The organism is Desulfotignum balticum DSM 7044, from assembly GCF_000421285.1.
In the GTDB taxonomy this organism is placed as follows: Bacteria; Desulfobacterota; Desulfobacteria; order Desulfobacterales; family Desulfobacteraceae; genus Desulfotignum; species Desulfotignum balticum.
The window spans coordinates 3,327,160-3,345,893 of sequence record NZ_ATWO01000001.1 but is presented as its reverse complement, the minus strand read 5'-3'; the positions used below and the strand labels follow the sequence as shown (position 1 = coordinate 3,345,893).

Sequence of the window (18,734 nt, the reverse complement as noted above, 5' to 3'; positions counted from 1 at the left end):
CATGACTGATATCAGTTTGGAAAACAAAAGAATTCTGATTGTGGATGATGAGCCTGATGTGCTGGATTCTCTGGAAGAACTGCTGGACATGGCTACCGTGACCCGGGCCCAGTCGTTTGAACAAGCCGATCAGCTGTTAAAAGAGCAGACATTTGATATTGCCATACTCGATATCATGGGTGTGGACGGATACCAGCTGCTGGAAACGGCCAATAAAAAAGAGATTGTCACCGTGATGCTCACGGCCCATGCCTTAAGCCCGGATAATATTAAAAAATCCTATCTGGGCGGGGCCTGCTCCTATATTCCCAAAGAAGAGATGATCAATATTGAAACGTTTCTGCTGGATGTTCTGAAAGCCAGAAAAGAGGGAAAAAATCCCTGGACCAGCTGGTATAAACGTCTGGCATCCTTTTGTGAAAGAAAGTTCGGCAAGGACTGGGATAAGGATGAAAAGGAATTCTGGGAAAAAATGATCTATTATTGATCCTTGACTAAGGATCCGATCAATCGGGACCCCAGTTTTGACGGCTTTAAAGGCACCACGGTGATCAGGGTCTGTTCGGGACCGATGGTCACCCGGACTTGTGTGGGTTCATTTTCAGGCGCTTTGGTATAGGCCGCTGCCATGGCAGCGGCCTTTTCAATCTCCGCTTTTCCGAACCGCCCCGTTAGAAGGGCGGTGGGACCCGGCAGCCATGCATGGTTGAATTGCACATCTGCCGTGGGGTCATACCAGGCCATGATCTGTTCATTGTCTGTTTCTGATCGTCCGATCACCAGTTTGCAGGTATCGGTCAGGCGAAAATGGCGGCCGTATTTGAGCAGGTGAATGTGCCGGATCTCTTTTGTTTTCTGAACATCGAACAGATCTTTGAGCCGGGTGGAAAACCCCGGGTCCGTGAGCAGGCACCCGCCGGCCGGGGCCGGGTATTCAATAATCCCCAGTTGCCGGGCCAGCGCGATCTGCTGTTTCCGGGACCGGCCGTTAATGCCCAAAAGTTGTGTTCGGTCCACCAGGCCCTGGATTTCCATGGGCGTTTCCGGCAGACACCGGGCACTTAAAGGCCGCAATATAAACCCTTTGAACCGGCTGTTTTTCTCCACGTATTGCAGGGCGTTTTTGGTCTGGGATTTGGGCCGCTGGCCCACGACTTCTCCGCTGAACAGAAAATCAAATGCCATTTTCTGCATGAGCCGGCCGGCGGTTTCAAACATGAGTGCATGACAGTCCATGCACGGATTCATGTTTTTTCCAAACCCCGCTTTGGGGGCTTCCATCATTTTCAGATAAGGCCCGGTAATGTCTTTGGTGATCAAAGGGATGTCACAGATGGCGGACGCTTTTTGCGCTTTTTTTGATGAGAAAAACGGGGTTTCAAAACTGATCCAGGTCACATGGATGCCTTGATTTTTAAGTATAACGCCGGACAGCATGCTGTCCAGCCCACCGGAACACAGCCCCAACGCCCGGACAGGGCTTGTGCTTTTTCTGTCACTCATATATAAATAACTTTCATGAAAAACGTGGATATCCAATTTTTGCTCCGCACATTAAAAAACCGGTACCCGGATGTCAAGACCCAACTGGTGCATCAGACCCCGTTTCAACTGCTGACCGCCACTATTTTGTCGGCCCAGTGCACCGACCGCCAGGTCAATCAGGTGACCCGGCATCTGTTTGCGCGGTTTCCCGATCCCGCCGTTCTGGCCGCAGCCAATTTGACTGACATCAAAAAAATTATCTATTCCACGGGGTTTTACAACAACAAGGCCAAAAATATCAAGGCGTGCGCCCAGGCCCTGCTGGACCGCCATGACGGCCAGGTGCCAGATGACCTGGATCTTTTAGTGAAACTGCCCGGTGTGGGGCGAAAGACCGCCAATGTGGTAAGATCGGCGGCGTTCGGGCATCCGGCCATTGTGGTGGATACCCATGTGCTGCGCATATCCGGCCGTTTGGGGTTGACCCGGTCCCGGGATCCGGTCAAAGTGGAATTTGATCTCATGAAAACCATTCCGGAATCAGCCTGGAGTGACCTGTCTTTGCAGTTCATCTATTTTGGCAGAGACATCTGTGATGCCAGAAAACCCAAGTGTGACCAGTGCCCTTTGTTTGATGTGTGCGTGTTTCCCGGCAAAAAAAATGCAGAGATAAAAAAACGCCTTTAACCGGGTGTAAAGGAAATGAGACATGGACAATATTTTTACCCCTGATTTCTGGATCCACGAATGGGAAAAAATTAAATCCGATGACACCTATGCCGTGCATAAAGGGTTTGCCACACCGGAATACTGGGACAGGGCCGCCGCCACTTACAACAAGGGAAGGCAGGAAAAAGAAAACCGGAAAACGGATAAAGCCCTGGCCCGGTTCCGGGAGGCCGGCCTGCTGTCTGAAGGCATGACCGTGCTGGACATCGGATGCGGCACCGGGGATTTGGCCCTGGGTCTGGCTGAAACCGGGGCTAAAGTCACGGCCCTGGATTTTTCAAGTGCCATGCTGGACCGGTTCGAGCAGGCCATACCGCCGCATCTGAAGGACCGGATCCATTTGCGCTGTGACGACTGGCATGGGGTGGATATCCATAAAAATAAGTGGGAAAACCGGTTCGATCTGGTCACGGGATTCATGGCACCGGCGTTGTCAACCTCCCGGTCGTTTTTTAAAATGATGGCCTGCGGCAAAAAAGGATTTGCCATCCGGGGGTGGGCGGACAAGAAACCGGATCCCGTCATGGCGGCGCTGTGGGAAAAAATCATGGATCGCCCCCTGGACGACCGGCCCCAATCCATTCTTTATAAATTCAATCTGTTGATTGCCATGAAATATTTTCCAGATATCTGGTTCGACAAAATGGAATGGAACCAGACCGCCACCTTAGGTCAGGAAATTCAGAACCAGACGGCATTTTTCCAGAAGGCCGGTTCCGTCCCTGAGACAAAATTAAGGCGGATCATTCAGTCCTATCTGGAAACCATCCAGACAGACGGCCGGATCAGCCGCATACAGCAAGGCCTGACCGCCACGGTGATCTGGTCTGAAAATCGGTGGTAAGATTCTTTTTATTCAATCGATGCCCTGTTTCCGGTAGGGACAGGCATCCAGCGTGGCGATAAATGCCACAAATTTTTTGAAAGACTGACTGTCCATGGCATGTTCCATGCGGCAGGCGGTCTCATCGGCACGTGCTTCATCCACTTCCAGTATCCTGAATAAAAAATCCTTGAGTACCATATGGCGGTATTCAATCTTTTTTGCGATTTTTTCTCCTTCCGGGGTCAGTGTTACATATCCATACGGCTCATAGTTAATCAGTTTTCTGGCTGCCAGTTTTTTGAGCATGCCTGTGACCGATCCCCGTTTGATATCCAGTTTTTCGGCAATGTCTTTGGATCGGGCCACTGTGTTTTGCGTTTGCAGCGCCAGTATGGTTTCCAGGTAATCTTCGATATTTTCGGAAAGCGGAACTGTCTTTTCCATGTCTTCCTCCATGTTGGGGTCCTGTTTTTTTTAACGCCTGATGATATAGTAAGTCAATTAAAAAAAAATTCATAATCATCATGTTTGTTATTGACAATATTCAATGTTAGGCATATAAAACTTAGCCATTTGAATGATTCAGCAAAAGGAGAAGACATGATGGAAGGCATTTCATTGCGGCAGATGCAGGTGAATCAGACGGGTACCGTTGTCAGCGTCAGAGCCAGGGGAGAACTGGGCCGGCGGATCCGGGACATGGGCCTGATTCCGGGAAAGGATATCCGGATTCAGGGGCGGGCCCCGTTGAAAGATCCGGTATCGCTTCGGATCATGGGAGGCACCCTGACTTTGAGAAACAATGAAGCGGATTATATTTTCGTGGAGGTGCACTGATATGGCGATCACCATTGCGTTGGCCGGAAATCCCAATTCCGGAAAAACCACGTTGTTCAATGCCCTGACCGGGGCAAGGCAGCATGTGGGAAACTATCCCGGGGTGACCGTGGAAAAAAAGCAGGGTATCTGCACGGCCGAAAATCAGATATTTGATATCGTAGATTTGCCGGGGACCTATTCCTTGAGCGCGTATTCCATGGAAGAAGTGGTGGCCAGAGATTTCATTGTCAATGAAAAACCGGCCATGATTGTGAATATCGTGGATGGATCCAACCTGGAAAGAAATCTGTATCTGACGCTTCAGTTCATGGAAATGGGGGCCAATGTCTGTATCGCATTGAATATGATGGATGTGGCCGGAAAACGGGGCGTGACCATTGATGTTGAAAAACTGTCTTTGCTGCTGGGACTGCCCGTGGTGCCCATGGTGGCCCGCACGGGAAAGGGCCGGGCTCAGCTGCTCAAAACCGTTGCAGATCATGTGGGATCCCGGCCGGCACCGTTGAAAATTTCCTATGGCCGGGATATTGATGACACTTTGGATGAGATGGAGGAAAGAATCCGTTCAGATCATTTTTTGACGGACCAGTATCCATGCCGGTGGGTGGCGCTGAAATACCTGGAAAACGATGCTCAGATTCTGGAAGCGGGAAAAGCGCACTTTTCCGGAACCCATGAATCGCTGTCAGCGGTGGCTCTGAAATTGTCGCGTCATCTGGAAACCACCCTGGACACCCATCCGGAAGGCATGATCGCGGACCAGCGATACGGGTTTATCACATCCATTCTCAAACAGGGCGTGATTTCCCACACCCTGGACCCGAACCGGCTGGCCTGGTCCGACAAGATCGACAAAATCGTGACCCACCGGTTTCTGGGGCCGTTGATCATGATCGGGGTGCTCATGGGATTGTATCAGTTCACCTTTGCCTACAGTGAGGTGCCCGTGGGGTGGTGTGAGAACTTTTTCACCTGGCTGGGGGACCGGGCAGATATCCTGTTTGCCGACGGGCTGCTCAAGTCTCTGGTGGTTTCCGGCATCATTGACGGGGTGGGCGGGGTCCTGGGGTTTGTGCCCCTGATTGTGTTCATGTTTCTGGGCATCTCGTTTCTGGAGGATTCCGGGTATCTGGCCCGCATGGCGTTCATGCTGGACCGGGTGTTTCGGATGTTCGGTCTGCATGGGGCATCGGTCATGGCCTTTATCGTTTCCGGCGGCATTGCCGGCGGTTGTGCCGTGCCGGGTGTCATGGCCACCCGGACCCTGAAGTCCCCCAAAGAGCGCCTGGCCACCCTGCTCACCGTGCCCTTTATGAACTGCGGGGCCAAGCTGCCGGTGTATGCCCTGCTGGTGGCGGCATTTTTCACGGATCACCGGGCCCAGGTCATGCTGATCATCACCCTGATCTCCTGGGTGGGCGCCCTGCTGGTGGCAAAGCTGCTGAGATCCACAGTCATCAAAGGGCCGGCCACCCCATTTGTCATGGAACTGCCTCCTTACCGGCTGCCCACGTTCAAAGGCCTGGCCATTCATACCTGGGAACGCACCTGGCAGTATATCAGAAAAGCCGGCACCGTGATTCTGGGGATCTCCATTGTTTTATGGGCCATGATGACTTTTCCGCAACTGGATACCCAACCCGTGTCCAATGAAAATGCAGCGGGAATGCACACACCGGTAGCGGAAACCATGGATCCGGGGGCGGCGGCCCTGCGCCATTCCATTGCCGGGCGCATGGGCATGGCCATGGAGAAGGTTACCCGGTATGCCGGATTTGACTGGCAGACCAATATCGCACTTCTGGGTGGATTTGCCGCCAAAGAAGTGGTGGTGTCCACCCTGGGAACGGCTTATTCCTTGGGAGAGGTGGACCCGGAAGACAGCACGTCTCTGGCACAGCGGCTGAAAACAGCGGATGGATGGGGACCCATCACCGCCTTCAGCCTGATTTTGTTCACCATTTTTTATTCACCGTGTTTTGTGGCAGTGGTCTGCATTGTCAAAGAATCCGGATCATGGAAATGGGGGGTGTTTTCCATGGCGTTCAATACACTGCTGGCTTTGAGCCTGTCTATTGTGTTTTACCAGACCGCCACCTGGATGATGTCATAAAAAGGGCGGTTTCAGGATTCTTCCACATAAGCACGGCGGCGTTTCCCGTCCTTCAGGTTCACCAGTCCCTGTTCGCAGATCCGTAAATAAGGGATGGCAGCCCCGGTCAGGGTGACCAGGGTCAGTAACGGGTCGGGAAACACCACTCCCAGCTTTGCAGCAGCTGTTTTGAGGGCCCGGATCTGCCGGGCCAGCTCAGGCACGGACGCATCTGACATGAGTCCCATCACGGGCAAAGAGATCTGGGCCAGACATTTTCCTTTGGCCCAGATCACCACCCCGCCCTGCAGCCGGTGAATATGGTTGACCGCGTCTGCCATGTCCGCATCATGGGTGCCCACCACCACGATGTCGGCGGTGTCCCATGCCTGGCTCGATGCAATGGCGCCATCCTTCAGCCCGAATCCTTTGATAAAGCCGGTGAACATGTTTCCGGGTTCAATGGCCCGGTCAATGGCACTGATTTTGAGAATATCCTGGTCCTGATCCGCCTGAATCCGTCCGTGGATCACGGGCAGAGACATTTGGGTTTCCCGGGTCACCAGGTCCGTGACCATTTCCATGAGCCGTACCGGCATGATTTTTTTGCCTGGGGGGGCTGTGACGGCAAAGTCTTCGGGTGTCAGGGGCCGGGGCAGGTGAACGGAATGGCGGCAGGCCTTGGAAAAACAATGTGTCCGGGGTGACACCTGCATCTGTTTTTTGTCAAAGATGATTTTTCCATGACTGACCACCATTTCCGGGGTGATGGTACCCGGATCCGGAATGATCACCATATCCGCGCTTCGGCCCGGCCCAATGCCGCCCACCAGGGAGTCCAGTGAAAAATGTTCCGCCACGTTCAAGGTGGCCATCTGTACGGCTTCCATGGGAGAAAACCCTGAATCAATGGCCTTTTGGACCACAAATGCCATGCCTTTGTTTTTCATGAGATCTTCGGGTCCCACCCCGTCGGTGACCAGGATGAGTCGTCTTGTATCCACGCCGGCATCCCTGATCCGGGCGATGGCCTCAAGATCCCTGCGGATGCTGCCTTCCCGGATCATGACGTACAATCCCAGCCGCAGCCGTTCAATGGCCTGGTCCGCATCTATGGGTTCATGGCAGGAGGAGATGCCCGTGGCCAGGTAGGCTGCCAGTTTTTTTCCGCCGGCCCCGGCGGAATGTCCTTCCAGCACTTTTCCGACCCGCAGGGTGTCTTCAAATACCGGCAGGATCTGGTCCGGTGTCTGAAACACCGCCTGCCAGTAAGATTCTCCCAGCCCCAGAATATCGTCCCGGTCCAGCAGTTTTTTTAAGTCATCCCCGGCAATGCCGCTGGCAGCCGTGCTGATGGACACCATGGCCGGGGCTGTGCCGAAAATTTTGATGGGCTGGTTTCTGAATGAGGCCAGTATCTCAACCACGCCCTCATATCCCATGATGGGATAGGTTTCCATGGTTTCAGTGACAAGGGTGGTGGTGCCGTCTTTGACCGCATAGGGAATGAATTGGCTGATTTCAAAAAAAGAGGCCAGATGGGTGTGTCCGTCAATCAGCCCGGGAATCAGTGTTTTGCCCTGGACATCGATCACCGTGGTGTTTGATGCGATGGTGTGTTCTGCATGGTCTCCCACAAACGCGATATACCCGTTTTTGATGCTCACGGACTGATTCTTTAAAAACTCTCCGGTGTAGACGTTCAACAGCAATGCATGACTGAGCACCAGGTCGGCACCTGATTTTCCGGAAGCGACCCGGATCAGTTCATCCATGGTTCGGGCAGACAATGTGTGCGCGTTTTTCATGGCAGCCCCTTTTTTCCCATCATGAATTTGACAAGTGCCTGGGTGTCGGTGACAAAATTATCCATTCTCAAACTCCTGCTCAACATGCTTCCATGTGTTTTGCTTGAACTCCTTAAGGATGGAAAAGTCAATGTCCTGGTCTTTTAAAATGCCTTCGAGCTTAATAATGTTTTTGGTTCCAATTTTTTTTTTATGCCGGATAAAATCTATATATTTCACAATATCACTCAGGTCCTGCTCTGAAAAATCGATCAGTTTATTGTAAATTTCATGTTTGGTTATGGCTGCCTTATTCATTTTAGCCTCCAATTGTTATTTTGATTTTTTGAATCACAAAATTTTTGAAAGTTTATTTTCAATAGGCGTAACACGTTTCCTTTGAATTGCTTGTCATATTATCTTTTATATTAACGGGTTATCCATGATTTATCCAGTAAAAAAAGAATCTGTCCGATGCTGCCGGAGATTTTTTTAAAAAAGACCGGGTTGATCTGACAAGCTATACCCAAAGATATAGAAAACAACCGATATAAATAGTGGCAGCGGTCATGGCCAGGATCATCGGGAATCAATCTGTGGAATAACAAGCCGAAACCCGATGAGGGCACAGGAGTAAGCCTCGGGCTCCCTGTGGCGGAAGGCCGAACGGACCTGAACGGGGTTGCTGATCCAACTGCCTCCCCGGTACACCCGAAGGGGTTTTTTCGGGGGGACCTCCGGCTTGGTGGGGGGCTTGTCCTCGAGACGTTTTGAATAGGCGTTTTTATCATACACATCTTCGCACCATTCCGACACGTTTCCCAGCATGTCATGCAGGCCGAAGGCATTGGGCAGAAAGCGTCCCACCGGCGCTGTAAGGATATGGCCGTCATCACACGCATGATTGTCCCATGGATAATGAAACCGGTCTTTGATTGTGATGTCGAACACATTGGCATGGCGGCAGGCATCGGCACTGTCATTCCCCCAGAAACGGGCCGTCCGGGTCCCGGCCCTTGCGGCGTATTCCCACTGGGATTCAGTGGGCAGGGAAAATGCCCGGCCCGCCCTGCGGTTCATCCATTTCACGAACTTTTTGGTATCCTTCCAGGAAACATCCACAACCGGCTGGTCATCATGGTTCATGCCGTATCCCCGCCATTTTCTGCAAAAGTGGTCAGGCTTGAACATCCGGTACTGGCGGTTGGTCACTTCATATTTCCCCATCCAGAACCCATCGAGGCACACGTCATGCACGGGATGTTCATCCCGGATTTTCAAAAGACCGCCCATCTGAAAGCACCCGCCCGGTATCCAGACAAACACCATCCCCGTGACCGGCTCTGTCCAGAACCCTTTGGCTGGATCGGGTTTTGACGCCGTTTCCAGCCCAGTGGTGAATAAGAACCGGCCGGTACTGCCAAAACCCAGCCAGAGGCCCAGCATCAGCACAAAGATGCTCAACATCATGAATTTGACAAATCGGGTCATGGGCATATCCTTTTATTGATTGCCGGCCCCACCAGAACCCGGTAAGACTTCAGCACCCACCAATACGATGGTAATCCTCGCACCTTTCAGGAGATTCTCATCTTCATAAATCTGATAATAGATATTTGCATGATCCAGACAGGTATCATGGGACAATATATCATGGGCATTGGATAGATCCTTGAAAACTTCATCCGCTGGTGTACTGTACAACCCGGTACTGCATGCAATGGTCATGACTGCCCGGTCCGATACAGGCCCCATTTGTCTGAAGCGCTTGTTTTTCATCAGTCTCCCGGCAATGCCGGATGCGGTATTGTCTCCTTTTGAGTGTTCAGTGAATACAAAACCGGTTCTGCCGCCTGGCAATGCCTCACGCAGGTCTCCCAGGCTGTTGTTGACCATTGAGTATCTAATTTCAAAAAAGTCCGTGAATGCAATGATATCGAATACGGCATCGAGCGCACATTCATGAACGACCCGGGCATTCTCGACTTCCAGGAAAATCACAACGGTATCGGGCCGGGTTGTCAACCGCCGGATCGAAGAATTCAACCCCCCGGCCTTTGATGGCGCCTCCTTGTATTCTATGAATATGATGACGGAAAGCATGCAGGGATTGGATAATCCAGATAGAGAATCAAGCACATCTTCAACCGCAGCAATGTCGTCCTGTGTTGACTCTGTAATGAAAAACGATATCAATGCATTGTTGAAATGCCGGTGCAACGTATCGAAAATGACGTCATTGTCGGCATGCCTGATTGGAAATGTGCCGTTTCTGTCAAACTCTCCTGATTTTGTGTCATCCTCCAGAAAAATGACCGGGTCAATCTTTGCCAGTAAGTCGCATTTCCATTCCGCCTGTTTTATATGCCGGATCACACGAGCGCCTGTTCGGCCGATACCTGCAATTTTGACGGTTTCATCAATGGTCATTGAAAATCCTGTATTTCATTTTTTTGTTTTCACCCGGTCCAGGACTTCGGCGGCATTGATGCGGACCTGTTCCGAACCCGTGGCCTCGAGTTTTCGGATCATCGGTGCCAACATATTGTTGTCAAACATGAGAAGCGCATCCAGGATGATCCGGCCCTCGTATTTGTCCACATCATGGACAGCGGCCAGCAGTTTTGGAATGGCCCGTTCATCCTTGAGGCGGCCAAGCGCTTCGGCCGCACAAAGCCAGACGCAGCGGTCTGAATACCGGTTCGACGAGTCGCGTAATGCCAGCAGATCCAGCAGCCGGCCGGCCGCGGGCCGATAACCAAGAATGCCCAATGCTTCGGCAGCGGTGGCCCTGACTAACGGTTCCGGATCATCGAGCAGGTCCATGAAGGCACCAGCCATATCGGATGCCTGCCAGCCGGCCAGTTTTTCGATGGCCCGGCACCGGACAATGGTATCCGGGTCATTCACCAGGGCCGCAATCGTGTCATGGATCAACGGCCCGGTGTTGTCTGTTAAAAAAGCCATGATCGACAGTTTTTCATCCCGATGGGTGTCACTGGCGCAGATGTACCGGCGCAGGGCCTCAAGCGACCCGGGGCCGGCAATGGTATAGAGCACTTTGGCAGCGGCGATTCTCACGGATCGGTCCTCATCGTTTCTCAGAATCTCTATGACACGGTTACGCACGTTTTTGCGGCCATACTCCTTCAGAAAGAGAAGCGCGGATTTGCGAAGCCGGGGCTCGGTTCTTTTCAGCAACCCCATGAAAACAGGGACGAGGTCATCTTTCCGGTACCGGGTCAGGGCCCGGGCCGCGCCGGTCTGCACTTCGATGCTCGGGTCGTTCAGGGCCGCCGTTAAATAAGGAATGGCCCGGTCTTCGAATTTGAGGAGATAGGCGGTGAGGATGGACCCGGCCGGCCCGTGAAAGGCCGGCCGGCTGTGTGCGGCAATGAGTGCCTCGATGGCACGATCGCCTATGGCCTTAAAGGCTTGGGTCAATTTTGGGAAAATAAAGATCCAGGGTGTTTCCAACGCTTGGATAAGCTGATCCAGGTCGCTCCAGTCCGCAACGGCCGCATCCAGTTCCCGGGACTCCCGGACCGCCCAGTCAGCCAGGATTTTGTGCGCAGGCATCAGTTTACAACACCATGATATCTTCGTGGTCCGCTGCAGTGCCGTCCATCTCCTTGCCCAGCAGGTGCCGCACACAGCCCTGCAGCACGCGGTCCTCCAGGCGCATGCGGTCGATATAGAATGCCTGGCCGTGGGGGGTGCTGTTTTTGGAAAGTACCAGTGTCTGCCGGCGGTGGGCCAGTTCATGGCAGAGTATGGGCAAAAAGGCGTAACTGCCTTTGGGATGCCGGAGCAGGCTGCCGATGGCGGATGATCCCGCATTTATCCCGATGGCCAGCTCATTGGGATTGTTCCCGGTATTCAGGACACCGGCCACAACCTCAGAAAAACGGGGACTTGTCTCGACCTGGATCGGGCGCAGAATGATCCGCCGGGGGGGGCGGAAGCAGGAGACGGCTTCCCTGAACCAGGGCCGGTTTAACAGATCCCGCAGGGAATCCAGAAAGGCCATAAATGGTTCAGCAGGGTTCTTGGCGATGCTGATCCGGATTTCAGGCTGCTGAATGACCTGCCTTTGTTCAAGCTCTTCAATTTTCTCGTCATCCCACATCAGCTTGTCGAGCAGGATCAGTTCATGGCTTTTCAGATCATCCAGGATGGTCTGCAACACGGTTTCGATCCGCTTTTTTTTATGCCCGCCCCACAGACCGCTGAACAGATAAGAATATTCTTTGAGGATAAACGGACATTCATGGCATCCGCTCAGAAAACCGGCCGCCTCATCGTTTTCTGCAAAAAACAGCACGTTTCCAGGGGTTCTGGTCGTGAAAATCTGACGGAGTGACAACAGGTCCCGGCACTCAAACACCGGAAATACCCGATACTCGACAAGCGCATTCGTCAGGGGGGACAGGTACTGTTTGTCTTCGGGCAGTGCCTCATTTTTCAACACCGTTTTTACCTGTTCCCGGAGCGTGTACAAGTTGGCTAGCACCATGTGCCCGGTCATTTGAACGAGCCCTGTGTTTTCTTTTTCGCTCAGGGATCTGGCAATCAGTGTCTCAAGCGCCCGGGCCCGGGCTGTTTGAACGGCCTGGTTGATGACGTCGAAAGCCTGATTTCGAACCACTTTATCCCGGCCGACCGTGGGTTCTCCAGCCGTATCCAGAACCGTGCAGACTTCATTTGTCATGTATGGCCGCCCCCAGAAATTCTGCGGCATTTTATCCCCGGCACTGCTGACAAATATCCAGTACATCTCGCCTTCCTCCACAGGCATGTCCCGCAAATAGATGCGAACATCATCCGTGGTGCAGAAGGTATCGATGCTGTTGTCCAGGATGGCATGGTAATACACCCTGGGATTGGAAGAAGACAGAATGGAAATGGTGTTTCCCTCCGGGGGCTTTTCCGGATCGTACCGGTATAAAACACCATTGTAGCGCACCGGCCGGATCATTTTCGAAAGAATGGTTTTCAGAAGGACTTCCACGGGATAGAACGCTTTTTTCCCGATATAAAAAGAGATGACCATCCCCCTGATCTGTCTTTTAAGCGGTTCGATCCACCAGAGGGGTATCTGATCCGTCGAGCAGTCGTACACAATCCGGGACGGCTCGCCGCATACACATGTTTTGATTTCAGCCCGTGTGACACCCAGCCGGGTATGAAACGCACCGGCAATCCCCATGCCGAAGCGGCCGATATTGCTTTCGAGTTCCTCCCGTTTGGTGGATTTGCCGATATAGTGCAGGGCGGTAAGGTTTTCCAGGGTCAACCCCTGTCCGTCATCTTTGAAACGCAGCCAGTATCCATCCCCCTGTTTTCTAAAAGTCACCACAATGGGGGTCTTCCCGGTCTGCTGGTCCAGTGCATTGGCCAGGGGTTCGTAGACCAGACCCTGTTCGGCAATGGGGAACTGATTGTCCCGCAGTTTTTTAAATCCTTTTTCCTGATCGGCTTCATACATGAAATCCCGCTTAAACAGTCGTTTTGCCGCCATATATATATCCTTTCGTATGTGGTACGTTTATAGGGGTTGGGTTTATGGGGGCTATAATTTCAGGACATTTTCGGTAACAAGTTTTTCAATAATATGAAAAATATCCTGGGATGCTGTCCCGTCAAAGAAGTCTCCACCGGGATGGAACCGTTCCTGCAGATCCCTGGCAAGCATTTGTTCCCGCTGGGACAGGGGATGCTTCAAACCCGGGTCAAACAGTATTTCACGAACCAGAAAATGCTCTGCAAGGTCCGCCTCAGCCGTTTCAGATTCAACCATCAGCTCGATGAGATTTTGAACATGGGGATGATTGCAGTTGATGCAGATCCGGCAGGGTGAGTCTGTAAACAATGTGGTCAATGAGGTTTCCGCCGTTCCATCAAACAGGACAAACCGGCCGAGGCTTATGGAGATGTGATGGGGGGAGAGGTCCTCAAAAAAATTATTGCCACTGGAAAAGCTGTTCAGCAGAGACCGGATATTTCCCAGGCGCTGGTTGATTTTTTTACTGATCCGGACCAGATCCGCCCGGTTTTCATCCACCACGAACACGCTGGATTTTTTCTCCTTGAAACGGCCGAAATATCGTCTTTCCAGAAACTGCTTGAATTCCCAGGGCAGATCGGCCAGGCTCACACATTTGGGCGGGGCCTGATCCCCGTGAACATGTTTGACGCTGAGAATCGAAGGGCGTGCGTGCGTATAAAAAACCGGATCGGTTTCCTGATCCAGGTCGGACAGCGTGTACGGGCAGGGGGTGACAAAACTGGGAATAAAGGGCGCATCAAACACATTGTCCGGAATCTGAAAGTCATGATCTGCGGATTTGACACAGACATCTGCCAGCAGTTTGCGCAGCGCATCCTCATACGCATACGCCCTGAAACTGGGCTGGGAATGCAATGCGGCCATGGCATTGACAAACCGCTCCAGAATGAGTTTTGAAAATAATTTGGGCAGCATCTCCTGAATGAAGGGCGTTGTGCGGTATACCACATTCCTGCCGATGTTGGTTTCAAACGCAAAGCTGTCCAGAATGATGTGCATTCCGCGGAAAAAGAAATCTTCTCCCCCGGTCCAGGGCAGTCCCGCCGGCCGTTCAATGGGAATGCCGCCGCAGCAAAGAGTTATGGGTGCCAGATGTTTGCACTCCTCGGATTCCAGGCCGATGGCACATTTCACACGGCCTGAACCGGACGACATCTCAATGGTATACGCAGCGGCATAACGGCTTGGCACCACCATGGGCCGGTTGATCCGGCGCTTGTCAAACCGGATGTCCCGGTCTTCCAGCCTGGCGGTGGTCACGGTAATTTGTGGCGCAATCCAGCAAAGTTCCCGCTCGATGGCCTGATTCGCCTTTTCCACCTCTGCTGTAAACAGCTCTTTGGAAGACACGCTGACAGCCATCCGGATCAAAGTTCCGTGGGGGCCCCCCAGAACCTGGTCTGCCTCGGAATCATCCATCTGATCCACACTTCCGGACAGATCCTTTTCAATGCAGATGCGATATGCCGGGCCTTCAACGGTTCGAGTGACCACTTCTGTGTGCTCCGGTGCATAACACAGCAGGCTCAGCCGTCCCAGGGACCACTGGCCCACCTTGTCCTTTAGATCTTCTTTGGATGAATCAAACAATCTCAAAAAGTGGTTTTCAATGGTGGCAAGGTCCATGCCCCCGCCGTCATCCAGAAAGGATATCATCATCCAGCCGTCGTCATACCGATAATCCACCTGAATGGACGCGGCTCCGGCATCCTGGGAATTCTGCCCCAGTTCCCTTAACGCCAGCTCCTTGTGGGTAAACTGCTGTTTGATGGAATAGATAATTTCTTTGGGAGAGATCCTGAACGCAGGTCTTGGCGTGCTGTCCAGGATCGGGTGATGATCTGCATAAGGAATGTCTTTGAGTGCCACAATGCCTCCTTGGCGTGTTCAGGTTGAGTTCCCTGTCGGGACCCGGTCTGATGATATGTTGTCGCAAAGAGTGTGCCGGGACTGCCAGGCGGCAAAAAAATGAAAGAAATTCCTATAATTTCAAATTATTAGAAACTAAAAGCAAGCGTTGTCAGCTGCCTTGAGTTATCCGGTGAATTTGAAAACTCAACAGAGGCTGTCGCGCTGTTTACCCAAAATGTTAAAATTTACCAAATGGGTAAACAGCGATGTATTGAAGGGTTTTTCTGCCCCGAATGTGGCGAAACAGCACGGGTGGCCTGAATCTCTGGTTTGGTCACAGGGAAGACAATCAGGGTGATTCGAATCATGCGGCCCAATTCAGGATCATGGCAATGCCCCCAGATATATTCGGCATCCTCATCCATTGCTGAAGTTATCATATCGGATGCTTCTGCCATCTCGCCCAGGCTGATATTGTTTCCTTTTGAGGAGATGGTCATGATAAATTTTTTGATGCTGGATATGAAAATAGAATTCATCAAAGGGTGACGGAGTGCCCGAGCCATTGCCTTGGTCGCTTCAAGGTCAATATCGGCAAAGCCTGTTGCGATGAAGGCCATACCCGAGTTTTTCAACATCACACGAACATCATCAAATTCTATCTCAAAGTACCCGGGATTCAAAAATACATCTGTTACCCCTTTGACAGCCAGCCGTATCATTTCATCATGGTTTTGGTAAACCGCATCAATATCAGAGGGTTTCGACAGGGATTTGAGAAAATCACTTGAAAAAATCGGAATAACCGTGTCAGATACTGCCGCAATTTTATCAAGGCCCAGTTCGGCCCCGGCCTGGAGAGCTTCATCTTGTGAGACACACGGCAATAGAACAACAGCAATGGTCAGAATATTCAATCCCCGGCAAGTTTTTGCAATCTTTACAGCGGCACTGATTTTCGTTGCTTTACCCGCTTCAAAAAGAATACAAACCATTTGCCCGCTTATCAAGTTCCTGTGTATCTCATCGTTTGAATCTCCACCTGTTTGACAGCAAAGTTGTGCATCAGGGTCAAGCAAAATGCATTCAACACCCGGTAATTTCCTGTCAAAAAAACGGCTGATAATTTTGCTGTCATCATCTTTTATTCCGATTGCCGTTACCCTGGGCCAGCTCATTTTTTTATCCTTTGAAGGGGTGTTTTTTGGAAATGAATGGAGCCTGTACCAGGCTGAATATCCCGTGGGGCGATCCAGCATTGCACGCCCTTAGCTTCTGTTTTATGGCAGATGGCATCGGCTTTGTTTTTGCCCTTTTTGTCCGGTCCGGTTTTAGTTGGTCAATTTTGCAGTACGGCTTTTCGACTTGGCTTAGCTGAGTAAAGGATCATTTGATACCCAGTTCAAAGGTGTCCGAATCATCGCATATGCGACCAGTACAACCTGTGGAACAATCACCACCCATTCCCAGCTCATTGATTTTGCCAGACGATATGCCGGCATCTGCATCATACTGTAAAAATATGGAATTACAAGCACCAGTAAAAACAGGCAGCAATATTGAAAAAACGCTGTCTTCCAGATGGAATATTTTTTCCGATACAGCCCTATGGTAACTAAAAGCGAAACACCAAACCCGCTGATACAATGTTCCCAGGCATGGTAAAAAAATCCATTGTAATAGCCATGTGCTTTAACCGGGGGGATAAAAAGAGTGAAGGCATATGAAATGATGAGGATCAAAAAAATGGTGGTAAACAATGACAGCACAACATTCAGCAGATATCTGGTACGCCGTTTCAAGTGCCAGTTTTTTTGGATAATGGTATCAAATACCCATATTAAAATTGAAAAATAGATTAAAAGCATGACCGCTGTTTCAAAATTTGGATTGTCCCGGTTGAAGAATTGATACCCTATGGAATGGTCGGAAAACCGGTAGTAATTAGAGGGCAGCACCAGAACCAAACCGGTAATGGTGATAAATTGAAGGCAAATCGTTTTTTGGAGGGGAAATTTTTTAATGTGAAGCCCTATTGAGAAAAAAAGGCAAACAAAAAGACTGATGCTCCCAAAATACCAGAAGTGTGAAAAATGGCGGAAATCACACATTGAGATAATTCGTCCATCCATTGACAACCCTGCTATCAAGGCCGACATTTTAGAAATTGCAACAAAGATGAAAACACTGATCGAAATCAACAAAATATATCGAAACAAAACAAACATCAAAGTATCAATGGGTTCGGGTTTGTAGGCCATCCTTCCTCCCTGGCTTAAAATGGTATGTCATCATCGGGTATATCAAGGGCGTTTCTATCCCATTGATGGGTATCGCATAAGACCGCTGTGGTGTTTTGTGAGGGGTGACAAACAATTGGGTCCGGCTGTGACACATTGTGTTGCTTCCGTTCTTTTTCATGCTGCTTTTCTTCCAGGCGCCGCTCTCTGATCAAAGAATCCACCACCGCAGCATCATGGCACCAGTCGGTCATGCAGGACCATCCCGGATAATCATACACCAGAATGCCGATACACCCGCACCATCCGCAGATGCCGATATCGCAGTCGTCGTATCCGTTTCTTCTTAAATATGTGACCACCTTTGTTTTCAGCACTCGGCTGCGGGGGATCAGATTCAGCGCAAAAATGGCGATGCATATCCTTTTTTGGGGGCTGATGCGGCAGCAGGATAGAAGGTGTGACATTCGGAGGTCCAGATGATCCGGATCAAAAAGCCCCATGATCCATTTCGTCCATGGATACATGAGGGTCAGATGGGTTCTGCCTGTCCAGCAGCGGCAAAGAATCGGATCAAATTTTTTGTTGGAAAATATCACTCCCAGGGCCGCAAACAGGGGAAGAAAATGCATGGGGGTGCTCTCCGGCCAGCCCATACCAATAAGATTTACGCCGGCCGCCGCCATCCCGTGGATCACACAAAAACTAAGGACATACGCCCCTCCGGCAACTCTGATAAAGCCGTCAAACCCGTATCGTGTTTCAGTGCTGGAATAAACCAGCAGCACCCCAAAGGGGATGTTGAAAACAAGCAGCGCAAAAGGTTCCCGGCAGAGCAGGACAAGGCCATTGACTCCTGTGATCCAGAGAAGGAACACCACCGTTGACAGCTTGAATACATGGCATCGTTTTAAAAACTCCATCCATGCGGCCAGGAAAATCGCCCATGTCAGACAGGCCCAGGGCCACAACAGGGTCATAAAAGCAGCGTCACTGCCCGACATCTTCTTCCAGACAGCGGGGAACGCCAGCAGCAATACCGTCACCGCCCCAAAAAGCCAGCGGGCTTCCCCAATGAAGGGGGCACCAAACCAGACCAGACCCGTCAAACCGATTCCTGCACAGACAAGCGGGATGTTTGGCCGCACAAATTGCCCGCTGGTATCCAGAAGGGATACCAATGAAACCGCCAGAACCATGCTCAGAAAACTGACATGATGCCTCAGGCGGGGTTTTGCACGGGATGATCCGGGTCTGATTGTCATATGCCTGATATCAGGGGTCTCCGGCTCTGGGGCTCCGCCTTTCACCTGTC

General features: G+C 51.3%; 17 protein-coding genes. 5 read left to right on the top strand and 12 right to left on the bottom strand.

Features of this window, described 5'->3' with window-relative positions; genetic code table 11:
- Position 1: 1 nt before the first annotated feature.
- Entirely contained in the window at positions 2–487 is a 486-nt protein-coding gene (locus tag K365_RS0116840) for a response regulator (protein WP_006967209.1), read from the top strand.
- Here the strand turns inward: K365_RS0116840 and K365_RS0116835 are convergent.
- Positions 481–1,503, bottom strand: coding sequence for a tRNA 4-thiouridine(8) synthase ThiI (locus K365_RS0116835; protein ID WP_006967211.1), 1,023 nt, complete (start codon positions 1,501–1,503; stop codon positions 481–483). The genes K365_RS0116840 and K365_RS0116835 overlap by 7 nt on opposite strands.
- Before the next feature lie 39 nt (positions 1,504–1,542).
- Between K365_RS0116835 and nth the strand changes: the two genes are divergently transcribed.
- Positions 1,543–2,172, top strand: a complete 630-nt coding sequence (gene nth / locus K365_RS0116830) for an endonuclease III (protein WP_337833243.1) — start codon at positions 1,543–1,545, stop codon at positions 2,170–2,172.
- A 22-nt stretch (positions 2,173–2,194) separates the two neighbouring features.
- Complete coding sequence (locus K365_RS0116825) at positions 2,195–3,058, top strand: class I SAM-dependent methyltransferase (RefSeq protein ID WP_024335528.1); 864 nt, start codon at positions 2,195–2,197, stop codon at positions 3,056–3,058.
- Between the two features lie 12 nt (positions 3,059–3,070).
- On the opposite strand, the gene K365_RS0116820 is transcribed toward K365_RS0116825, so the two are convergent.
- Positions 3,071–3,484 (bottom strand): metal-dependent transcriptional regulator, encoded by a 414-nt coding sequence (locus K365_RS0116820; protein WP_006967214.1) that lies wholly within the window; start codon positions 3,482–3,484, stop codon positions 3,071–3,073.
- 156 nt (positions 3,485–3,640) lie between these two features.
- On the opposite strand from K365_RS0116820, the gene K365_RS0116815 reads away from it, so the two are divergent.
- Both K365_RS0116815 and feoB read left to right on the top strand, forming a co-directional pair.
- Complete coding sequence (locus K365_RS0116815; RefSeq protein ID WP_281167795.1) at positions 3,641–3,877, top strand: FeoA family protein; 237 nt, start codon at positions 3,641–3,643, stop codon at positions 3,875–3,877.
- Position 3,878: 1 nt separating this feature from the next.
- Positions 3,879–5,993, top strand: coding sequence for a ferrous iron transport protein B (feoB, locus tag K365_RS0116810; protein WP_024335526.1), 2,115 nt, complete (start codon positions 3,879–3,881; stop codon positions 5,991–5,993).
- Positions 5,994–6,004: 11 nt separating this feature from the next.
- On the opposite strand, the gene K365_RS0116805 is transcribed toward feoB, so the two are convergent.
- The 10 genes from K365_RS0116805 to K365_RS0116755 all read right to left on the bottom strand — a co-directional run bounded on the left by K365_RS0116805 (position 6,005) and on the right by K365_RS0116755 (position 18,684).
- Positions 6,005–7,780 (bottom strand): adenine deaminase C-terminal domain-containing protein, encoded by a 1,776-nt coding sequence (locus K365_RS0116805; protein ID WP_024335525.1) that lies wholly within the window; start codon positions 7,778–7,780, stop codon positions 6,005–6,007.
- A 57-nt stretch (positions 7,781–7,837) separates the two neighbouring features.
- Positions 7,838–8,077: a hypothetical protein gene (locus tag K365_RS0116800; protein WP_024335524.1), complete on the bottom strand. Its 240-nt coding sequence runs from the start codon at positions 8,075–8,077 to the stop codon at positions 7,838–7,840.
- A gap of 261 nt (positions 8,078–8,338) precedes the next feature.
- Positions 8,339–9,250, bottom strand: coding sequence for a formylglycine-generating enzyme family protein (locus K365_RS26740; protein WP_024335523.1), 912 nt, complete (start codon positions 9,248–9,250; stop codon positions 8,339–8,341).
- Between the two features lie 12 nt (positions 9,251–9,262).
- A complete protein-coding gene (locus tag K365_RS0116790) occupies positions 9,263–10,189 on the bottom strand; it encodes a hypothetical protein (RefSeq protein ID WP_024335522.1) in 927 nt (308 codons plus the stop codon).
- 15 nt (positions 10,190–10,204) lie between these two features.
- On the bottom strand, positions 10,205–11,338 hold the full coding sequence (locus K365_RS0116785; protein ID WP_024335521.1) for a HEAT repeat domain-containing protein: 1,134 nt from the start codon (positions 11,336–11,338) through the stop codon (positions 10,205–10,207).
- Positions 11,339–11,342: 4 nt separating this feature from the next.
- Positions 11,343–13,280, bottom strand: a complete 1,938-nt coding sequence (locus K365_RS28010) for an ATP-binding protein (protein ID WP_024335520.1) — start codon at positions 13,278–13,280, stop codon at positions 11,343–11,345.
- Between the two features lie 51 nt (positions 13,281–13,331).
- Positions 13,332–15,197 (bottom strand): ATP-binding protein, encoded by a 1,866-nt coding sequence (locus tag K365_RS0116775; protein WP_024335519.1) that lies wholly within the window; start codon positions 15,195–15,197, stop codon positions 13,332–13,334.
- A gap of 227 nt (positions 15,198–15,424) precedes the next feature.
- Positions 15,425–16,438, bottom strand: a complete 1,014-nt coding sequence (locus K365_RS0116770; RefSeq protein WP_084489874.1) for an FtsZ/tubulin family protein — start codon at positions 16,436–16,438, stop codon at positions 15,425–15,427.
- A gap of 111 nt (positions 16,439–16,549) precedes the next feature.
- The gene (locus K365_RS0116760; RefSeq protein ID WP_024335516.1) at positions 16,550–17,440 is read right to left on the bottom strand and encodes a hypothetical protein; all 891 of its coding nucleotides are present in this window, start codon (positions 17,438–17,440) and stop codon (positions 16,550–16,552) included.
- A gap of 14 nt (positions 17,441–17,454) precedes the next feature.
- Positions 17,455–18,684 (bottom strand): hypothetical protein, encoded by a 1,230-nt coding sequence (locus K365_RS0116755; protein ID WP_156887741.1) that lies wholly within the window; start codon positions 18,682–18,684, stop codon positions 17,455–17,457.
- Positions 18,685–18,734 lie beyond the last annotated feature (50 nt).